25 protein-coding genes and 2 tRNA genes are annotated in these 25,461 nt (G+C 72.9%); 9 read left to right on the forward strand and 18 right to left on the reverse strand.

Annotation, left to right across the window (positions count from 1 at the left end):
- Positions 1 to 4: 4 nt before the first annotated feature.
- Positions 5 to 889, reverse strand: coding sequence for an ABC transporter permease (locus ADL05_RS01410; protein WP_053614970.1), 885 nt, complete (start codon positions 887 to 889; stop codon positions 5 to 7).
- The gene (locus tag ADL05_RS01415) at positions 886 to 1,983 is read right to left on the reverse strand and encodes an ABC transporter permease (protein WP_053614971.1); all 1,098 of its coding nucleotides are present in this window, start codon (positions 1,981 to 1,983) and stop codon (positions 886 to 888) included. Before ADL05_RS01415 ends, ADL05_RS01410 begins: the two co-directional genes overlap by 4 nt.
- 330 nt (positions 1,984 to 2,313) lie before the next feature.
- On the opposite strand from ADL05_RS01415, the gene ADL05_RS01420 reads away from it, so the two are divergent.
- Entirely contained in the window at positions 2,314 to 3,987 is a 1,674-nt protein-coding gene (locus ADL05_RS01420) for an alpha/beta fold hydrolase (protein WP_053614972.1), read from the forward strand.
- Positions 3,988 to 4,042: 55 nt separating this feature from the next.
- Here the strand turns inward: ADL05_RS01420 and ADL05_RS01425 are convergent, their stop codons facing one another.
- The 6 genes from ADL05_RS01425 to ADL05_RS01450 form a co-directional block, all read right to left on the reverse strand.
- Positions 4,043 to 4,651, reverse strand: coding sequence for a septum formation family protein (locus tag ADL05_RS01425; RefSeq protein ID WP_053614973.1), 609 nt, complete (start codon positions 4,649 to 4,651; stop codon positions 4,043 to 4,045).
- 278 nt (positions 4,652 to 4,929) lie between these two features.
- A complete protein-coding gene (locus ADL05_RS01430) occupies positions 4,930 to 5,421 on the reverse strand; it encodes a septum formation family protein (RefSeq protein ID WP_053614974.1) in 492 nt (163 codons plus the stop codon).
- A 343-nt stretch (positions 5,422 to 5,764) separates the two neighbouring features.
- Positions 5,765 to 5,838: transfer RNA gene (locus tag ADL05_RS01435), tRNA-Lys, on the reverse strand.
- Positions 5,839 to 6,012: 174 nt separating this feature from the next.
- A tRNA-Lys gene (locus ADL05_RS01440) sits at positions 6,013 to 6,086 on the reverse strand.
- A gap of 120 nt (positions 6,087 to 6,206) precedes the next feature.
- A complete protein-coding gene (locus ADL05_RS01445) occupies positions 6,207 to 6,392 on the reverse strand; it encodes a hypothetical protein (RefSeq protein ID WP_053614975.1) in 186 nt (61 codons plus the stop codon).
- A gap of 93 nt (positions 6,393 to 6,485) precedes the next feature.
- Positions 6,486 to 8,213 carry an AfsR/SARP family transcriptional regulator gene (locus tag ADL05_RS01450; RefSeq protein WP_053614976.1) on the reverse strand — a complete coding sequence of 576 codons (1,728 nt, stop codon included), beginning with the start codon at positions 8,211 to 8,213 and terminating at the stop codon, positions 6,486 to 6,488.
- Between the two features lie 200 nt (positions 8,214 to 8,413).
- Here ADL05_RS01450 and ADL05_RS01455 point away from each other — a divergent pair, with 200 nt between their 5' ends.
- Together ADL05_RS01455 and ADL05_RS01460 are read left to right on the forward strand one after the other, a co-directional pair.
- Positions 8,414 to 9,400 carry a MurR/RpiR family transcriptional regulator gene (locus ADL05_RS01455; protein WP_053614977.1) on the forward strand — a complete coding sequence of 329 codons (987 nt, stop codon included), beginning with the start codon at positions 8,414 to 8,416 and terminating at the stop codon, positions 9,398 to 9,400.
- Positions 9,401 to 9,570: 170 nt separating this feature from the next.
- Positions 9,571 to 10,569: an N-acetylmuramic acid 6-phosphate etherase gene (locus ADL05_RS01460; RefSeq protein ID WP_053614978.1), complete on the forward strand. Its 999-nt coding sequence runs from the start codon at positions 9,571 to 9,573 to the stop codon at positions 10,567 to 10,569.
- Positions 10,570 to 10,599: 30 nt separating this feature from the next.
- Here ADL05_RS01460 and ADL05_RS29235 read toward each other — a convergent pair whose 3' ends face one another.
- The 3 genes from ADL05_RS29235 to ADL05_RS01470 are packed head-to-tail and all read right to left on the reverse strand — an operon-like array spanning position 10,600 to position 11,939.
- Positions 10,600 to 10,935, reverse strand: coding sequence for a DUF397 domain-containing protein (locus ADL05_RS29235; RefSeq protein WP_369800873.1), 336 nt, complete (start codon positions 10,933 to 10,935; stop codon positions 10,600 to 10,602).
- Positions 10,902 to 11,087: a DUF397 domain-containing protein gene (locus ADL05_RS01465; protein WP_053614979.1), complete on the reverse strand. Its 186-nt coding sequence runs from the start codon at positions 11,085 to 11,087 to the stop codon at positions 10,902 to 10,904. Before ADL05_RS01465 ends, ADL05_RS29235 begins: the two co-directional genes overlap by 34 nt.
- Positions 11,088 to 11,939 carry a DUF5753 domain-containing protein gene (locus ADL05_RS01470; protein WP_053614980.1) on the reverse strand — a complete coding sequence of 284 codons (852 nt, stop codon included), beginning with the start codon at positions 11,937 to 11,939 and terminating at the stop codon, positions 11,088 to 11,090. It abuts the gene before it with no gap.
- Between the two features lie 267 nt (positions 11,940 to 12,206).
- Between ADL05_RS01470 and ADL05_RS01475 the strand changes: the two genes are divergently transcribed.
- Genes ADL05_RS01475 through ADL05_RS01485 form a run of 3 tightly spaced genes read left to right on the forward strand, consistent with a single transcriptional unit; the run spans position 12,207 to position 13,233 of the window.
- Positions 12,207 to 12,725 (forward strand): ATP-binding protein, encoded by a 519-nt coding sequence (locus ADL05_RS01475; RefSeq protein WP_053614981.1) that lies wholly within the window; start codon positions 12,207 to 12,209, stop codon positions 12,723 to 12,725.
- Positions 12,726 to 12,727: 2 nt separating this feature from the next.
- Entirely contained in the window at positions 12,728 to 12,946 is a 219-nt protein-coding gene (locus tag ADL05_RS01480; protein ID WP_053614982.1) for a hypothetical protein, read from the forward strand.
- A gap of 5 nt (positions 12,947 to 12,951) precedes the next feature.
- The gene (locus ADL05_RS01485) at positions 12,952 to 13,233 is read left to right on the forward strand and encodes a hypothetical protein (protein WP_231640562.1); all 282 of its coding nucleotides are present in this window, start codon (positions 12,952 to 12,954) and stop codon (positions 13,231 to 13,233) included.
- A gap of 102 nt (positions 13,234 to 13,335) precedes the next feature.
- Here the strand turns inward: ADL05_RS01485 and ADL05_RS01490 are convergent, their stop codons facing one another.
- Positions 13,336 to 14,211, reverse strand: a complete 876-nt coding sequence (locus tag ADL05_RS01490) for a glycoside hydrolase family 16 protein (RefSeq protein WP_231640558.1) — start codon at positions 14,209 to 14,211, stop codon at positions 13,336 to 13,338.
- An 85-nt stretch (positions 14,212 to 14,296) separates the two neighbouring features.
- A complete protein-coding gene (locus ADL05_RS01495; protein WP_053614985.1) occupies positions 14,297 to 14,716 on the reverse strand; it encodes a PPOX class F420-dependent oxidoreductase in 420 nt (139 codons plus the stop codon).
- A gap of 164 nt (positions 14,717 to 14,880) precedes the next feature.
- Here ADL05_RS01495 and ADL05_RS01500 point away from each other — a divergent pair, with 164 nt between their 5' ends.
- Positions 14,881 to 16,296: a hypothetical protein gene (locus ADL05_RS01500; RefSeq protein ID WP_053614986.1), complete on the forward strand. Its 1,416-nt coding sequence runs from the start codon at positions 14,881 to 14,883 to the stop codon at positions 16,294 to 16,296.
- On the opposite strand, the gene ADL05_RS01505 is transcribed toward ADL05_RS01500, so the two are convergent.
- Complete coding sequence (locus tag ADL05_RS01505; protein WP_053615056.1) at positions 16,286 to 16,876, reverse strand: class IV adenylate cyclase; 591 nt, start codon at positions 16,874 to 16,876, stop codon at positions 16,286 to 16,288. The two genes, ADL05_RS01500 and ADL05_RS01505, sit on opposite strands and share 11 nt — an antisense overlap.
- Positions 16,877 to 17,165: 289 nt before the next feature.
- Positions 17,166 to 18,728, reverse strand: coding sequence for a DUF885 family protein (locus ADL05_RS01510; RefSeq protein ID WP_053614987.1), 1,563 nt, complete (start codon positions 18,726 to 18,728; stop codon positions 17,166 to 17,168).
- A 104-nt stretch (positions 18,729 to 18,832) separates the two neighbouring features.
- Between ADL05_RS01510 and ADL05_RS01515 the strand changes: the two genes are divergently transcribed.
- Positions 18,833 to 19,639, forward strand: coding sequence for a vancomycin high temperature exclusion protein (locus tag ADL05_RS01515; RefSeq protein WP_231640559.1), 807 nt, complete (start codon positions 18,833 to 18,835; stop codon positions 19,637 to 19,639).
- Between the two features lie 88 nt (positions 19,640 to 19,727).
- Here the strand turns inward: ADL05_RS01515 and ADL05_RS01520 are convergent, their stop codons facing one another.
- From ADL05_RS01520 to ADL05_RS01530, 3 genes are all read right to left on the reverse strand, one after another.
- On the reverse strand, positions 19,728 to 21,185 hold the full coding sequence (locus ADL05_RS01520) for a hypothetical protein (protein WP_053614988.1): 1,458 nt from the start codon (positions 21,183 to 21,185) through the stop codon (positions 19,728 to 19,730).
- A 121-nt stretch (positions 21,186 to 21,306) separates the two neighbouring features.
- Entirely contained in the window at positions 21,307 to 21,912 is a 606-nt protein-coding gene (locus ADL05_RS01525) for a vancomycin high temperature exclusion protein (RefSeq protein ID WP_053614989.1), read from the reverse strand.
- Positions 21,913 to 22,214: 302 nt separating this feature from the next.
- Entirely contained in the window at positions 22,215 to 22,826 is a 612-nt protein-coding gene (locus ADL05_RS01530) for a DUF1707 domain-containing protein (protein WP_197285643.1), read from the reverse strand.
- Between the two features lie 787 nt (positions 22,827 to 23,613).
- Between ADL05_RS01530 and ADL05_RS01535 the strand changes: the two genes are divergently transcribed.
- On the forward strand, positions 23,614 to 25,422 hold the full coding sequence (locus ADL05_RS01535) for a UvrD-helicase domain-containing protein (RefSeq protein ID WP_053614991.1): 1,809 nt from the start codon (positions 23,614 to 23,616) through the stop codon (positions 25,420 to 25,422).
- Positions 25,423 to 25,461 lie beyond the last annotated feature (39 nt).

Raw genomic sequence — 25,461 nt, forward strand, 5'->3', positions numbered from 1 at the left:
AGGCTCACCTGTCCCGGAGTCGTGGGTTGAGGGCCTGCTCCAGGGAGCGGGACATGGTGACCAGCCCGATCTGGAAGAGCATGATCATCACCATCGGGGCGATGAGGAAGGGGGTGGCGGTGGGGAGCAGGAACGCGTTGTTGTCCCAGGCCTGCTGGATCATCAGCCCCCAGTTGTCGGCCGTGCTCGGCAGCAGTCCGAGCAGGTACATGCCGACGACCGCGTAGATCGCGTTGGTGATGGCGATGATGAAGTTGATGAACACGTAGCCCGCCATGTTGGGCAGCACCTCGACGAAGAGGATCCGGGCGGTGCCCAGGTCCTGGAGGCGGGCCGCCTCGACGAACTCGCGTTCGCGCAGGCTGAGGACCTGGGCGCGGATGGAGCGCATCAGGTAGGGCCAGGTCACCAGACCGATGATGAAGGCGACCATCAGCGGTGAGGCGGTGCGGTAGAAGGACGCGATGACCAGCATGAGCACGATGAAGGGGATGGTCATCGTGATGTCGGTCAGCTGGAGCAGGAGGTGGTCCACGCGTCCGCGCACGTAGCCGGCGATCCCGCCGAGGACGACGGCGATGGCCACGGTGATCAGCGCGGCGACCACGCCCACCCAGATGGGCTCGCGTCCGCCGAGGACGAGTTGGACGAAGGTGTCCTTGCCCTCGTGGTTGGTGCCGAGCCAGTGCTCGGCGTTCATCGGGCCCCAGATGAGGTCGATGTCCGTCGGGTTGCGGGTGTCCACGAGCAGGGGGCCGACGAAGGAGAACAGCAGCACGCTCAGCACGAGGCAGAGCCCCAGGAAGCCGCTGGTGCTGCGGGTCAGGCCCTGCCAGACGGCGCCCCAGGCGCCGGCGGGAGCGGTGGTGGCAGCGGTGGTGGAGGTCATGGTGTCGCGGCCCCCTGGTCGCTGATGCGCGGGTCGAGTCGGCCGTAGAGCAGGTCGGCCACGAGGTTGGCGGCCACGACGCAGGCGGTGACGATGATGAGCAGCCCCTGCAGGAGCGGGTAGTCGCGGTAGTTGACGGCGTCCAGCAGCAGGCCGCCGACGCCCTTGTAGACCAGGACCCGTTCGACGAAGACCGCGCCGCCGACGAGCGTGCCGAAGGAGATCGCGATCTGGGCCACCAGCGGCAGCACCGCGTTGCGGCCGACGTAGGCGAGGGCGATGCGGCCGTCGCGCAGCCCCCGGGCCCGGGCGACGGTGACGTAGTCCTCGCTCAGCACCTCGGTCGTGGAGGCCTTCATGACGAGCATCCAGGTGCCGATGATGGCGAGGACGTAGGTGAGGATCGGCAGTCCGGCGTGGTAGAACGCGTCGCCGACGAACTCCGCGGTGAAGCCGGGGCTGACGCCGGGGCTCACCGTGCCGCGCAGGGCGACGGGGTCGAACCAGCCGAGGTAGAGCCCGCCGCCGACCACGAGCAGCATCGCGATGAGGTAGTTGGGGACCGCGCCCAGGACGGAGGCGGCCACGCTCAGCGCGTGGTCGAGGAACCGGTTGCGCCGGTAGGCCATCACCATGCCCAGGCTCAGTCCGAGGACGATCGAGATCACCGTGCCCACGCCGATGCTGAACAGCGTCCAGGGCAGGTAGGCCGCGATGGCCTCGGCGACGCCGACCGCGGGCCGGGTGATGGTGTTGCCCAGGTCCAGGGTGACCAGGCCGACGAAGAAGTCCCACCACTGCCGCCACAGGGGCGCGTCCGGGTCGAAGGCCAGCGAGTTGGTGGCGATCACGCGGGCCTCGGCCATGCTCATGCCGCCCTGGGTGAGGCGGCCCGCCATGACGTCGATGGGGTCGCCGGGCATGGCCCGCGCGAGGAAGAAGGTCGCGTTGGCGACCACGAACACGACGACGGCGGACTTGCGGACCTTCACGAACAGGTGGTGGCGCCAGACGCGCAGCGGCAGCGGGGGCGGGTCGGCGGCCGACGCCGGGGCGTCGGGGGGCGGTGGGGACGCCGCGATGTCGGTGGCCACGTGGCTCCTTGGGGCGACGAGCGGGGGCGGAGGGCGGGAGCGCATTTTTTATTAGGAAACTTTCCTAATAGAACAGCACGCTAACGGCGCGGGTGTGGCGTACGCCACCCCTGTGACCGAACGGCGTCCTCGGCGCGACCCGTTCTCGACCGGGCAAGGCTTTTCCCGACACGAATCCGGACAAAGCCCCTGCCGCTTCGTGGCCGGATGCGGCCAGATGCCCGCACCCACAACTTTGGTCGGTATCGACCGGCATCGCCCCGTTCGTACGGTGACGGCTCACCCACACAGCCCCGGACCCCCGAGTCCGGACACGGAAGTGGAGGACACGTGCGCCGAGCACGCACCACCACCGCGGTCGCGGTCGCCCTGGCGGCCTCCCTCGCCGCCTCCCTCGCCGCGGCGGCCCCGGCCGCCGCCGACCCCCGCCCGGCCCCCGACGACGCCCTCGCCGCCTTCCACGACCAGGAGGTCGACTGGACCCGGTGCGAGGAGGACGTGCTCCGGACCCTGGAGTGCGCCGACATCGAGGTCCCCCTGGACTACGCCGACCCCGGCGGCGCCCGCGCCACGGTCGCCGTCAGCCGCCGGACCGCCTCCGACCCCGACCGCCGCCGCGGCGTCCTGCTCACCAACCCGGGCGGGCCGGGCGGCCCCGGACGCATCGTCCCGGTCTCTCCGGCCGAGACGGGCGGCGCCGGAATCATCGGCGGCGAACGGGTCGCCGAGGTCTACGACCTGATCGGCATGGACCCGCGCGGCACGGGCGCGTCCACCCCCCGCCTGGACTGCGGGGCCGAGTACCCGATGGCGCCGCCCCGGCCCGACGACTCCGAGTTCTCCGGGCTCACGCGCGGCGTCATCGCCTACCAGCGCGCCTGCGCCCAGGCCGACGGTGATCTGCGGCCCCACATGACCACCGCCAACACCGCCCGGGACATGGACGTGGTGCGCGCCGCGCTCGGCGAGGAGCGGATCAACTACATCGGCTGGTCCTACGGCACCTACCTGGGCGCGGTTTACGGGAGCCTGTTCCCCGACCGGCTCGACCGCAGCGTCATGGACTCCGCGGTGCACCCCGGCGGCATCTGGCGGGACGTGTTCACCCTCCAGGCCCCGGCCTACAGCCGCAACGTGGAGCGCTACACCGCCTGGGTGGCCGAGCACGACGACGTCTACGGCATGGGGGCCACCCCCGAAGAGGTCGTGGCGGTGTTCGAGGAGACCTCACGGCGCCTGGCCGAGGAGCCCCGCGACGACGTCCCCGGGCTGCCCGAGGGCGGCGCCTACGGCGACGACGAGTGGGACTTCCTGGTGGGCGTGGCCGCCCGGTACCAGGGCCAGTGGGACGTGTTCACCGGCGACCTGGCCTACTTCGTGCACGACGTGCCCTTCCCCGAGGCCCCGGTGGCGGCCGACGACCCCGCGCCCGCTCCCGAGCCGGCACCCGAACTGACCGGCAACACGGACCTGCTGACGGCGGTGCTGTGCGAGGCCGACTGGCCGGAGCGCCTGTCGGACTACTACCGGGACATGCGCCGGGTCCGCGAGGACCACCCCTTCGGAGTCGGAGTGGTCTGGCACGCGCCGCACCCGTGCGCGTTCGACTCCTCCGCGCCGGCCGAGCCGCTGGTGGAGCTGGAGCGCGACGGATACCCGGCCGGGCTGGTCATCGCCGCCGAGTTCGACACCCAGACCGCCTACGAGGGCGGCCCCGCCCTGGCCGACCGGCTCGGCGCCGCGCTGCTCACCGTCGAGGACGAGGGCGGACACGGCTTTTACGGTGTCGCGGGGCTGGACTGCGTGACCCGGGCGGTGGACGCCTACCTGGTGGACGGCGAGGCGCCCGGTGACCTCGCGTGCCCGGGTACGCCGGTCCCGGACCCGCGGGCGAACGGCACGCTCTCCGCCCCGGGCGGGGACCCGGACACGGCCGGTGCGGCGATCGCCCGCGCCCGCGCGGACCGGGAGGCGCCGCCGCTGGGAGTGCCGGTGGTCCGCTGACACGGCGGGCGGCCCGCGCCGGTGGTGGCGCGGGCCGCCCGGTCCCGCGGCGGGCTCAGCGCTCGGAGCCCTCCAGGGTCCCCTCGACCGGGCCGTCCGGGTCGTAGACCAGGCACAGGTACTCGCGGTTGTCGTAGAGGTTCCAGCTGGTGGGGGTGGGGAAGTAGGACGTGAACAGCAGCTCGGAGTCCAGGTACTCCATGCCGACGAAGTCCTCGAACTCGTCGTTGCAGAGCTCGGCGGTCATGTCACTGACCTCCTGGTCGCCGGGGTACTCCCCGTCCGCGTCGAGGTCGTCCTTGACGTAGACCTCGAACTCGTGGGGATCGTCGCAGTCCACCAGCGGGACCTCGACGATGTTGTCCTGCTCCTCGACCTCGTTGGTGCAGTCGCCCTCCTCCAGGTCGAAGACGCCGACGGACTCGGCGTCGTCCCCGGGGTCGGTGGGCGACGGACGGGACGAGATGGTCGCCCTCGGCTCGGGTTCGGGTTCCGCGACCTGGGTGGCCTCCGGTTCGGGGGAGGGCGAGGCGGTCTCCTCCCCCTCTCCGCTGAGGGCGGGCGGCAGCAGTGGGAGCGGACCGCACGCGGTGAGCGAGAGGGCGGCGCCGGCCGCCAGGAAGCCCAGGGCGGTGCGGTTCCGGCGGCGCGTTTCGGTGGACATCGCGACTCCACGGTTCGTCGGCCTCGCCGACGGGAGGAGCGTCGGCGACACCTGTACAGATGCTCCCGCAGCGCCGATGGTTCCGCGATCCGCCCACACCGGCCGATCCGGTTCCGGCCGTCCGGTCCCGATCGGCCGGTTCCGCCCGCGGCCCGAGGGCGGCCCGTGGTCCGGGGACGACGAGGCCCCCGGCGGGCGGAGGGGCCGTGCGGCCGCCCCGCTCGCCGGGGGCCTCCCCGACGGACGCGAACCGAGGGGGCGAGTCCGCGGGAGACGCCCTAGTAGGCGGCGCCCCCGAGGGTCTCGGTGACCATCTCGTCGGGGTGGTACACGTAGCAGATGACCTCGCGGTCGTCGAGGGTGTTCCACGACTCCTCGGTGGGCGTCAGCGCGTAGGAGTGCAGCAGGGACTCCTCGTAGGGGACACCGACGAAGTCGGTGAAGGCCTGGCCCTCGCACACCTGCGAGCCCTCGGCGGTGACCGCCGCGTCACCCGGGTAGTCCCCGTCCGGCATCTCGTGGGAGAAGAAGAACTCGGCGTCGTGCGGCTCCGCGCAGTCGACCAGGGGGACCTCGCTCACCTCGCCGCCGCCGAGCACGGCGCTCATCTCGCTCTCGATGAAGCAGTCGCCGACGTTGAGTTCGAAGACGTTGTTGTCCGCGCCGCCGAGGATCTGCGTGACGACACCGCAGCCGCTGAGGACGACCGCCGCGCCGACGGCGAGGGTGGACAGCGCGGCGGTGCGCAGGGCGGGGGAACACGAAGGCATGGGGACTCCGGGTGGATGGCAGGGAGAGTCCGCCGAAGATCAGGCGGAGAATGGTTAGAATTCACCACATCAGACGCATCTGTCAATTCTCTGACAGGAATTCGGCGAAATACGAAACTCTCACGACGCTGTGTGACCAGGACACGGCGCGCGGGTGTCCGTGCTGGCAGGAGCGGTGGCACCTCCGACCGGGCGGCACCGGGTGCCGGAATTGCCTACCGGTAGGGCATTGTGCGGAGCGGGTGGAAGGATAACGTCGAGCACCGACCATCGGTCACGGCCCGATCCGGCCCCCTGGAGAACGACGAAGGCCCCGGTCGTGGTGACCGGGGCCTCTCGTGGGTGCGCCATCAGGGACTCGAACCCCGGACCCGCTGATTAAGAGTCAGCTGCTCTGACCAACTGAGCTAATGGCGCGTGTGGCGTTGGTGGGAGCTGCACTCCCCCGCGGCGACGTTCCCAACTCTACCGGAGGCTCGGAGCACTCCGCACCAGGTGCCCTGTGGGCCGCACCACGTGCGCGGAGGGGTCCTGCGGCGGAGCGGCACGAACACCGAGGGCCCCGGCCGTATCGACCGGGGCCCTCCTGGGTGCGTCATCAGGGACTCGAACCCCGGACCCGCTGATTAAGAGTCAGCTGCTCTGACCAACTGAGCTAATGACGCGCGCTGCTCACCGGCGCCGCCCGTTGGGCCGCGCCTCGTGGCGACGTCGATAACTCTAGCAGGGCCGAGAAGCGACCGCGAACCGGTCGTCGTCCCGACTCGACCGGTCGTCGTCCCGACTCAGGTGAAGGCCATCACCAGGGCGACGACCACGGCCACGGCCAGGATCAGGCCGACCGCGGCCAGCACGATCGGCAGGACCGGGCGGCGTGCGGGCTCCTCCGGCTGCGGGTTCTCGTCGACGAAACGGCGGAAGTGCTGTGTGTTCCCCGCCGGGTCTTGGTACGGCTCTTGGTTCTGTGTCATGTATTCGACACTAGCGACTCATCAGACCCGTGAGCACCCCCCGGGGCCGATCCGGCCACTTCCACGCACGGTCTTTGCCGAGTCCCGCCCCCCTCACCCAGGCGAAAGCCGAACGAAAGATCCGTCACCCAGACTCGGATCCGGAGGAACTCGGCCGGTCGGTACTTCCCCGCGACCGTGCCTGACGTCCTCGGGCCCGGCGTGCAGCACCGCGGCCATCCGGGCCGTCGGCGTACCGCAGCGCGCCGGGTCCACCCCCTCCAGGCGCCGGACGAGGTCGGAGCCCGACCGGGCCGGGTGCGTGTCGAGCCAGGCCACGGCCATCCGCAGGGGCAGGGGGAGGCATCCCGTGAGGTGGGCCACCCGGCGCAGCGCGGCCTCGGTGCACCGGCCCTCCCCCAGGAGCGAGCGCAGCAGGACGACGGCGTCGTCGGCGGTCAGGGCGCCCACGGGCAGGGCGCGCACCCCGTCGCGCACCAGCAGGTCCGTGAGCCAGTACCGGCTGGTGACCACGGCCGCGCACTCCGGGCAGCCGGGGAGCAGCGGACGCACCTGGCGGGTGGAGACGGCGTTGTCCAGTACCAGCAGGACACGGCGCCGGGCCAGGAGGGAGCGGGCGCGGGCGGCCGACTCGTCCACGGAGAGGTCGTCGATGCCGTCGCGGCCCCCGGACAGGGAGCGGACCAGCCGCCGCAGCACCTCGGCGGGGTCGCGCGGGGTGCCGTCGTCGCGGCGCAGGTTGACGTAGACCTGGCCGTCGGGGAAGTGCGGGGTGGCCGTGTGCGCCCAGGCCAGTGCGAGCGCGCTGCTACCCGTGCCCGCGGCGCCGCGTACCAGCACGTTCCCCGGGACGGGGCCGGCGGGGCCGACGAGGCGGTCGAGTTCGGCGAGGTGCGCACCGCGGCCGACCAGGACGGCGGGCGCGGCCGGGAGTTCGGCGGGGGTGGTGGAGGGCAGGGGCACCGGGGCGGCCGGGCGGGCGGCGCGGGCGGCGGCGGGCGCGGGCTCGACGCGTTGGCGGGGCACCCGCGCGGGCCGGTCGAGGTCGCCGCGCAGGAGGGCGTGGAAGGTCTCCTGGAGGTCGAGCCCGGGGTCGGTCCCCAGGCGTTCGGCCAGGACGTCGCGCGTGCGCGCGTACAGGCGCAGGGCCTCGCTGGGGCGCCCGGAGCGGTGGAGGGCGATCATCTGCAGGCGGATGAGGGACTCCCGCTCGGGGTGGTCGGCGACGAGGGGGCCGATGTGCTCGGCGGCCCGGGCGTGCTCGCCGAGGGCCAGGGCGGCTTCGCACCCCGCCTCGGCGGCGCGCAGGAGTTCCTCGTGCAGGGGCGGGACGTCGCGTTCGTGCAGGAGGGGGCTGGGGACGTCGGCCAGGACCGGGCCGCGCCACAAGCGCAGGGCGCGCAGCAGCAGGTCGGCGTGGCGGGCCGGATCGCCTCTGGAGTCGGCCTCGCCCGCGGCGGCGACCAGGGCGCGGAAGGCCAGCAGGTCGGACTCGCCCTCCGCCAGGTCCACGCGGTAGCCGCCGTCGCCGCCGTGGATCAGGGGACGTCCCCAGTGGTCGTCGAAGATGGCGCGGGCGCGCGCCACGTGGACCTGGAGGGCGCTGCGGTTGACCTGGCCCGCCGGGGTGCCCCAGACCCGGGCGACGAGGTGGTCCGCCGGGACGGTCTGCCCTGCCCTCAGCAGGAGGGTCGCCAGGACCGTACGCCTCTTGTCACCCCGCAGGCGCAGGGGGACTCCGTCCACTTCGACGACGAACTGGCCGAGCAGCCCGACGTACAGCCCTCGGGGGTCCCGCCGCGCCGACACACTCAGCGACACTTCACCCTCCCGTGCGAGGCGGGCGCGTGTCGGGGAGAGGAGCCGCCTCCGCTCTGTCCCCCAGAGTGCCGCCTGAGCTGGGATATCGCAATCGGGTCGCGAACACTTGCCGACACGGCCCACGCTTGAAATCCTGGATTCTCCCGATATTTCCCGTCCCTGCGTTGACTCTGCACCGCGACCGAAAGAAACTTTCCTCCATGGCGCAAATTCCGAAGCCCTCGGACGCTCGCTCGGAGCGCGGCGGGGCGTCCTCGTCCTCCGTGCCCACCACGGTCCTGCGGATCCGGTCGCTGATCCCGTCGCTGGCCCCGGCCGAGCGGCGGGTCGCCCAGTACGTCGTGGACGATCCCGAGCGGGCCGCGGCGTCGTCGATCACCCAGCTCGCCAAGGACTGCGCCACCTCCGAGGCCACGGTGATCCGCTTCTGCCGCACCATCGACTTCAGCGGATACCGCGAGCTGCGGCTGGCGCTGGCCACCGAGGCCGGGCAGGCCCGGGGCGCCCGGTCGGTGACGCCGGAGATGGCCAGCGACATCGACCCGGACGACACGCTGGTCACGGTCGTGCAGAAGATCGCCTACACCGACGCCCGCGCGGTGGAGGAGACCGGCGCCGCACTGGACGTGGACGCGCTGCGCGAGGTCGTCGACGCGATGGCCGGGGCGCGGCGGATCGACGTGTACGGGGTGGGGGCCAGCGCCTTCGTCGGGGCGGACCTTCAGCAGAAGCTGCACCGGATCGGCCTGACGTCCTTCGCGTGGTCGGACGCGCACGTGATGCTGACCAGCGCGGCCGTGCTCGACGAGCGGGACGTGGCGATCGGCATCTCGCACAGCGGAGCCACCACCGACACCGTGCAGGCGCTCAACGAGGCCCAGCGGCGCGGCGCCCGCACCGTGGCCATCACGAACTTCCCGCGCTCACCGATCGGGTTCGCCGACCACGTCCTGACCACGGCGGCCCGCGAGACCACGTTCCGGTCGGGGGCGACCGCCAGCCGGCTGGCCCAGCTGACCGTCGTGGACTGCCTGTTCGTGGGTCTGGCGCAGATCCGGTACACGGAGAGCCGGACGGCGCTGGAGACCACCTACGAGGCGGTCCGCGGGCTGCGGATCAGCGACGACCGCCGTCGGCGCCGGAGCGCGGCACCGCCGGAGGAGCCGGAGGAGCAGGACGGGGCCTGACGGGTGCCGGAGGGGTGCCGAGCGGGCGCCGGGCGGGTGCTCCGGGCGGGTGCCGCGCGGGGCCTGACGGGCTCCCGACAGGTGCCGCGGGTGCTCCGCGCCGCCGCCGGGAACCGGCCCGGCGGTGATGCCATCGCGACGAGCGGGACGAGCGGAAGGGAACGGCACGGGTGCGGACCGACCAGGAGGGCGCTGTGCACGGAGAGACCGGACACGGGGACACCGGAGACGGGCCGCGGGCTCGGGGCGGCGGTGAGGCCGTGATCGTGCGTGCCCCGACCGAGGCCCGCAACTCGGGGACGTACGACATCGACCTGCTCCCGGCGATCGGCGTCCTGCGGCAGATCAACGCGGAGGACACCACGGTTCCGGCCGCGGTGGGCGCGGTGCTGCCGGAGCTGGCGCGGGCCGTGGAGCTGGGGTTGGCCGCGCTGGAGAGCGGGGCGGCCATCCACTACTTCGGCGCGGGGACCTCGGGTCGGATCGCCGCGCAGGACGCGGCCGAGCTGCCGCCCACCTACGGGATCCCGCCGGAGTGGGTGGTGGCGCACCACGCGGGCGGCGGTGACGCCCTGGCGCGCGCCGTGGAGGGGATCGAGGACGACTGGGAGGCCGGTCGCGCCGACGCGGCCGACGTCCGGGCGGGCGCGCTCGCGGTCGGCCTGGCGGCCAGCGGGAGGACGCCCTACGTCGGCGGAGCGCTGGAGGCGGCCCGTGAGCGCGGGGCGACGACGGTGCTGATCAGCGCCAATCCCGAGGCGCCGCTGGGGCGCGACGTCGACGTGCACGTGGGGATGAACACCGGCGCGGAGGTCATCGCGGGTTCGACCCGGATGAAGGCGGGGACGGCGCAGAAGCTCGCGCTCAACGCGTTCTCCACGGCGGTCATGGTGCGTTCCGGACGCACCTATTCCAACCTCATGGTGGGCGTGGACGCGAGCAACGCCAAGCTGCGCGGGCGCGTGGTCACGATCCTCGTGCAGGCCACCGGGATGCCCGAACGGGAGTGCGCCGACGCGCTGACCGCCGCGCACGGCGACACCCGCGTGGCGCTGGTGTCGCTGCTGGCGGACGTGGACGCGGCCAGCGCGGCACGTGCCCTGGCCACGTCACGGGGCCGGGTGCGCGACGCCCTCGCCGACCTGGGAGTGGCCGCCGACCCGCACTAGCCGCGCCGGCCCAGGCGCAGGCGCTCCGGGCTACCGCTTCACCGAGGTGAGGAACATGCTCCACTCACCGGAGACGAAGGAGAGGTGCCCCAGCTCAGGCTGCTTGGAGTCACGGACGAGCGCACCGGACTCCACGTCCGCCACTTCCACGCAGTCCTTGCCTCCACCGCTGTAGCTGCTCGCACGCCAGCTAGCGACTTCGACGCACTCCTTGCCCGCTCCGCTGTGGCTACTCGCACGCCAGCTAGCCACCTCAACACAGTTGTTTCCTGCACCGCTGTAAGACGACTTACGGAAGACCAGATCTCCGACCACCGAGGGTTCCACCTTCGCTACTCCTTGACGGAAGTAACGAACACACTCCACTCGGTCGAGACGAACGTCAAGTGCCCCAGTTCAGGCTGCTTGGAGTCCCGCACCAGGGCACCGGACTCCACGTCCGCCACCTCGACGCACTCCTTGCCCGCTCCGCTGTAACTACTCTTCCGCCAAAGCAGGTAGGTGGGCTCGACCGTCATCTATTCCGTCTCCTTCAACAAGCCGCGTATCAGAGTGATGCTTTCGTCAGTATCCAGCGCCACCCCGGCAGTTTTTGAGGCTGCCAGCCTATACCGCGCAACATCCGCCGGGTCCTCCACATAGACGTCACCGAACAGGCCCTCCTGGTAGACAACCGGCGTGTCTTCAGGGTCCGGAAACTCAAAGATCGTGAACTGCCCTGACTGTGCCATGTAGATGCCCGAACCGAACGGAACCACTCGAAGATTGACAGTAGGGCGCCTAGCCAACTCAACAAGCCTGCTCAGCTGGTCACGCTGCACCCTGGGGTCACTCACAGCCCTTCGGAGAACTCCCTCATCAAGAAACGCGATGAGTTTTGGCGGCTCTGGTCGAGCAAGGATGCCCTGCCGCTCTATCCTGACCGCGACCTGACGCTCAACCTCAGCATCCTGTCCCTGCGGATCCAGCGCCGCGATGACCTCGCGTGCGTACTCCTCCGTCTGGAGGAGCCCCGGGAGCAGGTTCGGAGCGAAGACGCTGATCTTGGCCGCGTCGTTCTCCATCACGAAGAAGCTCTCGCCCTGGTAGAGGTCCCGGTACGCCAGCCACCAGCCGCGCTTCCAGGCGTCCTTACCCAGCTTGAAGAGCGACTCACGCTCTGGCGACCGCACCCCGTACAGCTCCAGCAGCTCGTCCAGGTCGTCAAGGATCAGTCGGCTCTCGCCCCGCTCGATCCGGTAGAGCTTCGTCTTGTGCCAGCCGAGCTGCCCGGCCACGTCCTCCGGACTCATCTGGCGCTCGTCCCGGAGACGACGCAGCTCGCGCAACAGGCGTTTGCCCCGCACTGACAGGCTGAGCCGGGTCCTCATACTCACTCCACTCGGTGCGTCGATCACTGTGCGTCGGTTCATCCTGCCAGCCTCCAGCCACCCTGCGCGAACTAAAAGTGCGACGAACTATTAAAGATGCCTTGCACTAACCGTCTGTAGTGATGATGATAGAGATCAAGCGCACGCCGCAGGGGTGACTTCTCGAAGTCCGTGGCTGTCCGTGCGCAACAGAACGGCCCTGGTCAGGTGTGTCCGCACCTGGCCAGGGCCTCAGCCCTCGAACCTGGTAAGGACAGGTGAGGACCTATGTACGAGCGTAGTACCCCTGCGCCCGAAACCGCCCAGTGGCCGGGCATGCGGCGCTTCCTGGGGCTCTTCCCCAGCCGTCCGGCCTCCGTCCGGGACGCGCGCGACTGGCTGCGCCAGCGGCTCGACCTCGTCCGGATACCCGCGCCACCGACCGACGACGCCCTGCTGATCCTCAGCGAGCTCACGACGAACGCCCTGCTGCACGCCCCGGAGGGGGAGCCCGGCAGGGCGTTCGTCGTTTCGGTGTTCACCTATCGCAACAGCATGCGGATCAGTGTGCGCACCACCCGCAACACGTCATCGATCCCCTGTCTGGAAGTGGTCCGCGCGGCACCGGAGGCCGAGAACGGGCGGGGCCTCTTCCTCGTGGACGCCCTGGCCGCCACCTGGGGCGTCGAGCGCACCCGCTCCGGACCGGCCGTCTACTTCACCCTGGAATGGGACGATCCCGAGCCATCACGGACAACGTCAATCCCCCGACCCCGGTCGGCGCACCACGACTCGATCGGGAGGTAGGCGTGCCCGGCTACGCCCTCTATCCCAGCCACGAGGTGGCACGCCTGCGCTCGGAGTTCCCCGACCACCTCATCTGCGAACTCCACGACCAGTCCGGCCGCCCGGTCTTCACCGCGACCCTGTGCCGCCGCCGCTGCCCGTGCCCGCCCGACCTGGTCACCGCGGGTACCCCGGCCGCCCTGCGCCGATCGCTGGCCTCCCCGATGTGGGAGGCGCGGTGATCGTCATGGACCGGCCCCGACAAACGGAGCCCTTCCCCCGCTGGCCGAGCCGCATCACCCGGCCCGAGCCCGCTCCCGACCCGGCCCCCGCACTCGAACCCGCACCCGATCCGGCTCCCGAACGGCATGCCCCACTCGTGTCCCTGGCCCGCCAGGGCTGGACGGTCTGGTTCGGCCGACACACGGGCCAGTACTGGGCCGCGCACACCGGCCGCATGCGCCTGGTCTGTGCCGATACTCAGGAGGAACTGCGCCACGTGGCCCTCCGGGAGCCGGGAACCCTGTGAGATCCGGGCCCGAGCATGTCCGCGGGGGCGCCCCGGCCGAGGGCGGCGGCGCCCTCCGCGGACGGGCGTCGACCGCCCGCGCCACGTACCGGTCGGCGGGGGTCAGTCGGCGAGGGCGGCGGTTCCGCGCAGCCGGTTCGCGGGCCGGTCGAGCGGCCGGTAGCCCCGCACGTGGTCGACGACGAAGTGCTTGGGGTAGGCGGCGGCCGGTTCCCGGGGCTCGGTGGGGAACTCGTAGATGTTCAGCATGAGCTGCATCGGATAGTCCGGGGACTGGTCGAGGCTGCGTCGGAGGCGACCGTCGACGAAGAACGAGACGCGGTCGGGAGTCCACTCCATGGTGTAGGTGTGGAAGAGGCGGGCGTCCATGGGGACCTGGACCCGGGTGAAGTCGTCGCGCAGAGCCGGGCCGTCGAAGGGGTGGATGCCCATACCGACCGCCGCCGACTCCGGTGTGACGTCGCGGCCGAAGATCTCGGCGACGCAGATCTCACCCGAGTGCTCGGGGACCTCCTCGTAGCCGATCAGCCACAGCGCCACCATGCAGTTCTCGTCGGCGATGGCCTTGGCGCGCATCTCGATGACTCCGAAGTGCGGTGTGTAGAGCCGCTGGTTCTCCCATTCCTCGCGGACCCGGGCCTGTGAGTGGACGCCGTGCTGGCCGATGTCACTCCCGACCGGCCCCGCGAACAGGCCCGTCTGGAGGTTGGAGACGCGCATGGGGCCGTCCAGGTCGTACTCCCACGGCGCCTGGTCGGCCTCGATGCGCAGGTCCAGGTGCCCACCTCCGACCCGGTGCCGAGCCGCGGACGCTGCACGGCTCGACCACTGCGGCAGGTAGTGCGGAACCCACCGCGAGGTATCGAGCCGCTCCCCGGCGAAGTCCTCGTCGAACTCCAGCACGTAGCCCGCCTTGGTGATCGGGTCGCGCCTCGGACCGGGGTCGGGCTCGGCGGTCATCGGGTGCTTCTGGTTCATGGCGGCGAGCGTAGAGGACGGCCCCGACAGGAGCGCGTCGGCGAGCGCGTGTGCTCCCGCCGTGTACCCCGGGCCCGACGGGCGCTCAGCCGGGCTGGTCGCTGTCCTTCATCGCGCCCCAGCCGTGCCAGCGCTCGACCTCGATCCACGCGCTGACCCGGCCCCGCTCCCGGTCGGGGTAGGGCGCGCCGATGTAGTGCCGCGCGATCCGGTCGATGTCGGCCAGGCCCTCGTCGTCGCGCATCTCCGCGACCCGGCCGAGCAGGGTGACGTGGGTGTACCAGTCGTCCCGGTCGAGCACGGTGAGGGAGACCCGCGGGTCACGGCGCAGGTGCTTGAGCCGCACCCGGCCGCCGTCCATGTTGATCAGCGCCCGGCCGTCCTCCCACAGGTACCAGGTGGGTGTGGACACGGGCGCGCCGTCCGACCGCAGGGTGGTGACGGTGGCCGGGTTGGCGCGGCCCAGCAGGTCGACGGCCTCGGCGGGCAGCGGTGGCCTGGACATGGCGGCTCCTCTGTGGTTCCTGGGTGGTGCGTCGTGGTCGCGCGGTGCGCCCGAACGGGGCGACCGCCGGTCACGGCGAGCCTACGGGTCCCGGCGCGACTACCCTCGCCCCTACGCGTGCCGTGCCCACGGCCTCCTCCAGCGCGGACCGATCGGAGCCCCCGTTGTCCCCTCGCCGACTCGTACCCCTCACCGGCCTTCTCCTCGTCATCGCGGCCTGCGGAAACGACCCCGGGGTTCCAACACAGGACGAAAGCGGCGGAAGCGGCTCGCAGAGCACGCCGCGGCCCCGGGAGTACGAAGCCGACGACGTCAACGGCGACGGGTTCGCCGACCTGCTCTTCCTCACGGACCACGACGCCGAGAACCCGAACGCCGAAGGACTGGGCGCCCTGGACGAGCTCCGGCGCCTGATGATCGTCTACGGATCCTCGGACGGCCTGGACCCGGCCACGCGCACGGTCCTGCCCCGCAGGACCGTGCTCGCCGTGTCCGCCTCCGGCCGCGGCGGCCCCGACCGTGCGGGCACCGCCGATCTGGACGGGGACGGCTTCACCGACATCCCCGTCCGGGCCGACCTCGGCGGCGATCCGCGCGGCGGCCACGCGGTGGTCTGGGGTGCCCCCGCCGGACCCGACCCGGACACCGCGCCCACCGCTCTGGCCGCGCCCTCGGACGACGAGTGGCTGGACTCCTTCCTCCCGCCCGTCGCGGGCGACTTCGACGGGGACGGCGCCGCCGACCTCGTGGTGGTCCAGGAATCGGTGACGGAGGCCGACGGGTCGCTCCTGCGGGTCCTGTACGGCCCCTTCGACCGCGACGGCGCCCCGGCGCGGACCGGCCGGCGCCCGCTCGACGGGTGGGTCGGCGCCCTGGTCCCCGAGCCCCTCCTCGTCAACGGCGGACCGACCCGGCTGCTCATCCGCTGGGGCGACGACGGGGAACAGCCCCGCAACAGCCTGCTCCGGACCGGCGCGGGAGATCCGGCGGCCTGGGAGGAGTCGGAGCTGCGCGCGGGCGCCCTGGCGGCGTTCGCCGACCTGGACGGGGACGGCGGGACCGACCTGGCGCTGGCCGACAACGGTTCCCGCAACAACGAACCCGGGTTCGGGACCGAGGCGCCCGAGGTCGACCACAGGGTGAACGTCTACCCCGGGGCGGTGACCGCACCGGTGCCCGACCCCGTCTCCGGTGACCTGCCCGCGGCGGACGCGGAGTCCGCCGGTTCCTCGGTACACGGCCTGGCCGCCTGCGACCTGGACGGCGACGGGCAGGACGAACTCGCGGTCGGCGCGCAGGGGCTCGGTGTCGACCTGATGCGCGTCGCGGACGGCCGGATCGAGGCGGTCACCGGCGATCGCCTGACGCGTCGCGGTCCCGAGAGCGGTCCGATCGGCACCGACGACGAGACCGCGCGGGTGGCCCGCCTGTTCTCCTGCGCGGACTACGACGCGGACGGCTCCGACGAGCTCGTCCTCGTCTACGGCGTCGGACCCTACGACACCTCTCCGGTGCGGTGGTGGGTCACCGACGGGACGGAGGACGAGTCGTCCTTCGACAGCGCGGCCTTCACGTCCTGACGGAGTCGCCGAGCCGCGGGGCCGAGCGGCCGTCCCCGGGGTGGACCTCCGCGCCGTGCACGAGCGTGTCGTAGGTGTCCGTGGTGCGCTCCAGTGCGACGCCGAGCCCGCGCGCCCACGCGTCCAGCTCGGCCTGGACGTCCGCGCCGTCGCGGTCGTCGTCGACGACGCGCTCCAGCTCCAGGAAGGCGCCCACGCCCTCGACCACGTCGACGCACACCGTGATCTCCCCGGCGGTGCCCGTGCGGCGGTGCTTGACGATGCGCACGTGCGGCACGAAGCCCATCGCCACGACGGCCCGGTGCATCTGCTCCCGGTCGGCCACGACGGTCTCGTGTTCGCGGTACTCCATGGCGTTGGCCAGGGGCGTCTTCGTGGTGAACACGTGCACGCCGCCGTCCACGCTGCGCAGTCGGGCGAAGGTGTGACCGGGCTTGCCCATGGCGGGCTCCCAGCCCGCGGGCGCGTAGGCCAGGTCGTCCTGGAAGGCCGGGCCGCCGAGGTCCACTCCGGCCGCGTCGAGGGCGTCGAGGAGCGCGCCGAGGCTCCCCACCCGGTACTTGGTCTCGATCTCCCGCATCAGGCGCCCCTCATGTCCCAGCTCGACCGTCATCGTCGGGAGCATACCGAGATCGGGCGGTCACCAGGGGTGGTTACGCGGATCGGGCGACGCGGGCCGCCGCCGTGCCCCGGGATCGGTCCTGCCCGGTCCCCGCGCCATGGCCGCCGCCGGCGCCCGGGTCAGGACCGGGCACCAGCGGCGACGGGTCCGAACGGATGTCCCCACCCCAGGTCCCGGGCGGCGGCGGGTGACCAACGGAAGTCGCCACTCCTGGTCCCGGGCGGCGACGGGTGCCGGACTGAGGTCGCTAACCCTGGTCCACGGCGGCGCCGATCAGGCCCAGCGGCGGCGACCCCAGGTCGAGCAGGGCCCGGTGGAAGCGGGCGAGCGAGAAGTCCGCGCCCCACTCGGCCCTCGCCCGGTCGCGCAGGGCGAGGATCTCCAGCTTGCCCCACGTGTAGCGCCCGTAGGTGGGGTCGAAGGTGGCCCGGCGGGCCTCGGACAGCGCCGCGGGGCCCTGGAGGGGCGTGTCCTCGGCGAAGCGCGCCGCCGCCTCCTCCACGGTCATCCCGCCGGTGTGCACGCCGATGGCGGCAGACAGCCGCGTCACCCGGATGAGGGCCTCCACCCACACGCCGATCTCGTAGTGCGTCGCGGACCACACGGGGTCGCCGAGCCGTTCGGCCGCGTACTCCCCGAAGCCCTCCTCCAGGCACATCTCCTCGGCGTAGTGCGCCCACCCCTCGGCGAAGGTCATCGAGTGCAGTGCCTGCCGGACCTGCCCGGGCGCGCGCCGCAGGGCCCGCCCGTGAGAGAAGTGGCCGGGCGCGACCTCGTGGACGCTGATCGCGGGCAGCGTCGTGTGGCTGAACATCTCCAGCCACTCCCCCGCCTCCTCCTCGGTCCACGACGCGTCGGGCGGGGTGACGTAGTAGAAGGACGGCGTGTCCGCCTCCCACGGCCCCGACCAGGCCATCATCGCCGTCGCCCAGCGCTGGGAGGGCGGCGAGACGTCGATGCGGCACTCGCCGTCGCCGTAGGGCGCCAGGTCGCGCTCGGCGGTGAACTCCAGGGCCAGTCCGGTCCACCGGCGGGCCGCGTCCAGGACTCCGTCGGCGCCCGGGTGCATCCGGGCCAGCCCCCGGGCGACCTGCATCGGCTCCTGTCCCGGTGACAGCCGGGCGGTGGCCTCGGCCAGGCGGGAGCGCAGGCGGTCGCGCTCGGCGTCGGCGCGGGCCGCCAGGTCCGCGAGGTCCACCTCCATGGCCTCACCGGTCCCCATGAGCGCGCTGAGGTCGGCCGCCCCCAGCGCCGCGCTCTGGGGGCCGTGCTCCGCGGCGTGCTCGATGTGGGCGACCAGGCGCGCGTGGGCGGCCAGCGCCGCGGTGCGCACGTCCTCCGGCAGGTCCGCGGGCAGACCGTCGGCGGCGCCCGCGATCGCCGCGCCCAGGGACCGCGCCACCGGCGCCGGGACGCGGTCCAGCGCGGCGATCGCGTGCTCGACCAGTTCCGGCCACCGCGCCAGGTGGGCGACGCGGGCCCGGTCGCGGGCCTCCTTGGGCGCGTACTCGCGGTCGTAGACCGACACGTCGAGTTCGCCCAGGTGGTAGAGCGGGTTGGAGCGGTGGAGTTCGAGTTCGCCCAGTTCGAGCCGGAGCGCCCGCTCGAACGCGGCCAGGTGGGCCTCGTCGTGGGCGTTCTCCAGCGGCGGCCCGCCCAGCCGCGACAGCGCGGATCGCACGCCGTCCGGGGACAGGTCGGCCACCTCACCGTCGTACTCGTGCAGGCCGGCGCCCTCGCGGGTCGCGCCGGGGGTGAGGTCGGTGATGGCACGCAGCCGGGGGTGGAGTGCGTCTCTCTGTGATGGCATGCCGCGACTCTAACCAGGCCCTCCGGGTGTGCGCACCCCGCTTTCCGGCCACGGGACCGCACGGAACCCGGAACTCACCGGCCGTCCCGGGCGTCTTCCCGGGTGTGACGACCTCCGACCGCGCCACCCCCGAGACCAACTCCGACGACGCCCGCCGCACGGCCGCGTCCGAGGCCGACCGGCCCACGGACACGCCCGCATCCGCGTCCGGACCCGCGGCGGGCCGACGGTCCCGGCGGCGTGTGCGGCTGGTCGCCGCCGTGGCCGTGGCCGCCGTCCTGCTGGCGTTCCTGCCGTTCGTGTGGACGCTGGCGTCCACCGCCGGGCACCGCCACACCGCCGAGACCGTGCCGGACCGGCCGGTCGCGCTCGTCCTGGGCGCCGGGGTGCGCTCGGACGGCCTGCCGACCCTGCTGCTGGCCCGGCGCCTGGACACCGCCGCCGACCTCTACTTCGACGGACGGGTGTCGGTCATCCTGGTCACCGGCGACAACAGCGTCGAGCACTACAACGAGACCGACACCATGGCCGACTACCTGGTCGACGCGGGCGTTCCGGCCGACCGGATCGTGGGCGACTACGCGGGCTTCTCCACGTGGGAGTCGTGCGTGCGCGCCCGCGAGGTGTTCGGGGTGGAGGAGGCCACGGTCGTCACCCAGGACTTCCACCTGCCGCGCGCGGTCGGGCTGTGCCGGTCGGCGGGGATCGACGCGGTGGGCGTGGCCGACTCCAGCCTGCACGACCGCAGGTTCGCCACCGTCTACGGGTGGCTGAGGGAGGTCCCCGCCGCCGTGGCCGCCGCGGGCACCGTGCTGCTGCGGCCGGACCCGACCTTCCTCGGCGACGACGAGACCGGGGTCCAGGACGCCCTCGCCGACGACGCCGCGGACACCGGCGGGGGACGAGGCTAGGCCCCATCGTGGCGGCCGTGCGGGCGGGCCACCCGTAGGGGTGGCGGATGGCGGGCACACCGTGGCCGCGGGCCCGCCACCCCGGAACTCAGCGGCGCCCGCCACCGCCGCCGAACAGGCGCCCGAGCAGCCCGCCGATCTCCGGTGCGGCCGGGGCCTGCGCCTGCGCCGGGGCCTCCTCGACCTCCTCGGCGTCGGGGTCCACCCCGACCAGGGCGCAGAACTCCTCCCGCTCGCCCGGCAGCGCCCAGGCTCGCAGGGTGTCGGTGAACTCCTCGTCCTCCCACGCCGGCTCCGGCAGTTCGGCGATCGCCCACAGGACCTTGAGGGTCTCCTCGTCGTACTCGGCGCCGGCGTGCTCCTCGGCGGAGTACCCCTTCGAGCGCGGGCCGAGCACCATCTCCAGGCCGACGCCGGTCACCAGGGCGCGCGAGTCGTCCTCGCCCCTGATCAGGCCGGGCAGGATGTCCAGGCGCAGCCGCCGGGCGCGGTCCCCGGCGCGTCCGAGCGCCAGGAAGCCCAGGACCTGCGGCGATCGGACACCGCAGTGCGGCCAGGACTCGTTGAACAGGCCCTCGTAGCCCATCGTCGTGCCGCCGCCGCGCCCGATGCGCCGCAGCCCCTCGCGCGGGGTGTTCTCCCCGTGGATCAGCACCACGGCGACCGACGCGGCGAAGGAGTTGTACAGGTTGCCGCCGGCCATCTGGTGGGTGAGGCCGACGGTCGTGTCGATGTCGTGGGGGCTGGCGGCCAGGCCGAGGGCGAAGATCTCGGCGGGCAGCGGCTCGCCCCCGTCGTCGAGCATGCCGGACATCGCGTCGCGCAGCGAGGTCGGGGCCTGCGGGGCCGGGCGCAGGTCCTTGGCCAGCAGGATCTGGGAGGCGCCGGTGATCTCGGCGCTCACGCGCTCGGACTCGGGGGTCAGGAAGGCCAGCAGGTAGCTCGCCCACTCGCCCGCGCGGTCCAGGCCGCGCCGGTTCGCCGCGCCCTTGAGCAGCGCGACGAGGTCGGGCACGCGCGCGCACACGGCCTCGAAGGTCTCCAGCTCCGCCCGCAGCACGGCGGTGCCCGCGGGGCCGTCGATGGCGGCGAGGCGGTTGCGCATGCGCAGGTAGTGCTGTTCGTCGGGCGCCTCCTCGGCCCAGGCGCGGTACTGCTCGCGGACCTTCTCGATGTCGGTGGAGGTCGCCCAGGCCACCTCGTCGCGCCACTGGTCGAGGTCGCGCGGCTGGGGGAAGCGGTCCTCGGCGTGCGCGGTCACGAGTTCGAGCAGGAGGCTGAGGGGCCGCCAGCGGTCGGTGGGCGGGGTCTCCTCGTGGCAGGCGATGTCGACGAGGAGGTCGACGGCCGCGGGCGCGGCCAGGTGGCCGGGCGCGGGGAAGTCGATGAGGTCGTGCAGCTCGGAGAGCGCGGCGTCGCTGCCGGCGAGCCGTCCGAGCAGTTCGGGGATGCGCTCCCCGCCCTCGGGCGCCAGCTCGGTCCAGTTCACTGCGGCTGCGCCGTCGTCGGCACCGTCGTTGGGGTCGTTGTCCGTGGTCGCGTTCATGCGCCGATTATCCCGCCCGCGGCGGTCGCGACGCACCCGAGTGGACCGCGCGGGCGGCGTCGGGCATGTCACCGGGCGGGCGGGAACCCGCCGGCCGCGCGGAGGGCGGCGCCGCAGCGGCTCACAGCTCGTCGCTGGCGGGCGCGGGGCGCACCACGACGTCGCGCAGGGCCTTGAGGGCGGCGCCGAACTCGCGCGCGTAGCCGATGACGGTGGAGCGGCGGCGCGCGCCCAGGCTGGCGTCGCCCACCCCGACGGCGTCGATCCCGGCGGCGCGGGCGAGGGCGACCGTGCGCGGCAGGTGGAAGGCCTGGGTGACCATGACGGCCGACCGCACACCGAACAGGTCGCGCACGCGCACGCACGTGTCCCAGGTGCGGTAGCCGTGGCGGTCGGCCTCGACCCGGTCGGCGGGCACGCCGCGCTCGACGAGGTAGGCGGTCATGACGTCGGTCTCGCACCGGGAGACCTCGCGGTTGTCGCCGGAGACGATGACGCGTTCGACCCGCCCGTCCTCGTAGAGGCGCACGGCCAGGTCCAGGCGGCGGGCGAGCAGGGGCGAGGGCCCCTCGGGCCAGGCGGCGGCGCCCAGGACGACGGCCACGGGCCGGGCGGGGACGGTCTCCACGCGGCGGCGGCGCCCGGCGCTGGCGAGGTAGGGCCAGGTGAAGGGGGTCAGGGCGAGTGCACAGCCGCCGACGCCCGCCACGACGATCCAGATGGCCAAACCCGCCGTCCTCTCCTCCGCCCGCGCGCTCTGCCGCACGCGGTCACGCGGGACACCATCATGGCCTACCGCGGGAGCGGAGGCGCCCCGCCGCCGACGGGCGCGCGGGCACGGGCTGACGTGCGACGGACGAGCGGGCGGGCCGGTGGAGGGCGAGCCGGCGGGCCCGGTGGCGGGCGCCCAGGGGCTTCTGCGGCAGCGGCAGGGACTGCCGGGCGACGGCGGAAGCCCGGGGGGGCACCGGGCGCGCGCGAGGCTCGGCGGGCGGGCGGGCAGCCGCCCTCCCCGCCCGTGCCCGGTGGTCAGGCGTCGAACATGTCCCAGAAGGCCGCGCGGCGATAGCGGACCTTGAAGCCGCCGCCCTGGCAGGTGCCGGTGATGACGAAGTGCGGGGCGCCGGGGCCGCGCAGCGTGCTGACGTCGACCTTCAGGCTGCCGAACCACGAGCTGTCGACGTCGATGTCGGCGGTGGCGTTCTCCGGCAGGAGCAGGTCCGCCTCACCCCAGGACGCGTCCACGAAGACCTCCACGACGGGCGTGACGAGGGCCGCCTCGCGGAAGTCGAGCTTGGTCGACCCGTACTTGTTGGTGACCTCCACCCGGGGCGGTACCTGCCAGCGGCCGTTGCGCTTGATGGTGCCGCCCATGGCGTCGAGCACGAGGACACCGCCGTTGGCGGGCCTCGGTGTCGAGACCGGGTCCGGCCGGACCACCGACGCCTGCGCCGCGGACGCGGTGCCGGCCACGGACCAGCCCGGCAGGTCGGCGGTGAGGGGTTCGAGGTCGGCGTAGGTCTTGGCGGCGTAGGTGCCGTCCAGGCGCTCGTCGAGCTCTTCGAGGGTGATCCGACCCTCCGCGGCCGCTTCACGGAGGATCTCGGCGACCTGGTCCCGTTCCGCGTCGGATACGCGCATGCGGTTCATGTCATTGGGGGCCACTGTGCTCGTCCCGGTCCTTTCCGCTCTTGTCACACCCACGGTAGAGCATGGGCATGAGACGGGCGCGGCGGCCGAAACCGGAATGCCCCGCCCCGCCGACGCTTCGGCCGGGTGCGGCGCTTTGGGCGGGTCGGGGACTGGGTACCGCTCCTCTGGAGTGGTTGAGGACTCTGCCGGGGCAGGACGGACCCCGGCAGAGTCCTGAACCACTGTGGTGCCGTGTTCCCGCCCGCCCACGATCTCGCGTCGGGGCGCCCCTGGACAGGCCGTGTCCGCAACCGGCCAGGGCCCACACCTACCCCGTCGCGGCCCGACTCGCGCCCCGACCCCCGTGGCTGGTTTCGGTCGTTCCATCCCCACGCGAACGACGCGCCACAGATGCCCCACGAATCCCGCTCGGAACTGGCCTTCCCGCCCCTTGGCGCCGAGTTTCGGCCAGTCATCTAATCCGCTTTCGGACATTGGCTTCGGTCGCGGAACCGCAGGTCACGGACACCCTCGCTCCGACCCCGAAAAAACCTGGGCCCAGCACTCGAACGCACTTCCGGAAACAGCCGTGTGACCTGCGTCGATACGGCGTTCACCACGAGCCTGGTTTCTGGCGTTCATCGCCTGTGTGACGGCGTTTGCCGGAATTGCCCACCGAGCATCTTTCATGTGCACGCGAAAACAGCCTGGCCAGCAGCTACGCGCGCGACACCATCCGCTCCGACCGCACAGCACCGCAGACACCACCAGGTCGAAGACCGGAGGAATCCACGACGTGTCCGCCCTCGCGATCACCCCGACCTTTCTCGACGACTTCTCCCGCCTCACGCCCGAGGTCCAGCTCAACACCCTCGCCGCGATGCGCGCCTACCAGACCGGCGACCTCGCGGACCTGGAATCCGTCTCCGACGCCGCGGACCCGCGCGTGCGCGTCGTCGCCATCGACCCGGACTGGTCCGGCGTCGTCGTCCCCGCGCCCCGTGCCCACGGGGACCGGCCCGAGCCGTCCGACGCCCAATACCGCCTGATCACCGTGCGGCCGCGCGACGAGGCGCTCCGCTACGCCCGCGGCCTGCGCGCGGACACCCCCGTCGACACCGGCGGCCCGGCCCGCGTCGACCCGCCCACGCCCACCGGCCCGCCCGAGCTCGCGGGCGCCCTCAGCGCACCCTTCGACCAGTGGCAGCTCACCCTGCACCCGGACCAGCACCGGATCACCGAGGCGCACTACAAGGGGGCCACGCAGATCACCGGCGGGCCCGGCACCGGCAAGACCGTGATCGCCCTGCACCGCGCCGCCCACCTGGCCGAACTCGACGCCGCCGCGCACCCGTCGGACACCCGCGAGTCCGTTCTGCTCACCACCTACAACCGGGCGCTCGCCCAGTCCCTGGCCGACCGGCTCGACCAGCTCCTCCCCGACCCCGCCGTCCGCGGCCGGGTCCGCGTGGTGACCATCGACAGCCTCGCCCGGTCGGTCGTCCAGGCGCACAGCAGCGTGGCGCCCCGGATGATCGGCAAGGACGAGCTGGCGCGCCGCTGGCGGGCGGTCGCCGTCGCCGACGGCCTGCCCTTCTCCGGCCGCTTCCTGGTGGACGAGTGGGAACAGGTCATCCTCGCCCAGGGCCTGGACCTGCTGCCCGCCTACATCCGCTGCGAGCGCAGCGGACGGGTGCAGCACCTGGCGCCCGAGCACCGCCGCCAGGTCTGGGAGACCGTGCGGCGCTACGTCGGCGCGATGCGGGTGGAGGGGCTGTGGGCCTACCCGCAGCTGGCCGCCGAGGCCGCCCGGCTGCTCGCGGCCGACGGCCCGCTGTTCCGGCACGCGGTGGTGGACGAGGCGCAGGACCTGCACCCGACCCAGTGGCGGATGCTGCGGGCGGCCGTCCCCGAGGGCGAGGACGACCTGTTCATCGTCGGCGACCCGCACCAGAGGGTGTCCGACAACCGGGTCTCCCTGGCCTCGCTCGGCATCAACGTGCGCGGGCGCGGGCACCGGCTGCGGGTCAGCTACCGGGTCACCCAGGAGATCCTGGACTGGAGCATGCCGATCCTGGGCCGCCGCTCGGCGCTGGGCATGGACGACAACGCCGACACCCTGGCCGGCTACCGCTCGCTGCTGCGCGGTCCAGCGCCGGTGGTGCGCGGCTGCGCCGACCGCGCGGAGGAACTGGCCGCCCTGGGCGACTGGGTCCGTGTGTGGCTGGAGGCGGGCGTGCGTCCGGCCGACATCTCGGTGGCCGGACGCAACCACTGGATCGTGCGCGGCATCGCCAAGGAACTGGAGGCGCGCGGCGTGGCCACCGCGCCGCTGGAGGGCACCGGACGGGCCGAGGCCGTGCGCGTGGGGACGCTGCACCGGCTCAAAGGGCAGGAGTTCCGCTGCGTGGCCCTGGTCGGGGTCAGCGACCACCTGCTGCCGCCCAAGGCGGCCATCGAGGCCGCCGACGGCGACCAGGTCGCGCTGGAGCACGCGGTCCAGCAGGAGCGCACCCTGCTGTTCGTCGCGTGCACCCGCGCCCGCGACGCGCTCTACGTGTCGCATGTGGGACGGCCCAGCCGGTTGATCACCGAGCAGTGGTGAACGGCCGCCCCTGAGGGGGCGGGGCAGCGCCGCCCCGGT

Source organism: Nocardiopsis sp. NRRL B-16309, assembly GCF_001279585.1.
Taxonomy (GTDB): domain Bacteria; phylum Actinomycetota; class Actinomycetes; order Streptosporangiales; family Streptosporangiaceae; genus Nocardiopsis.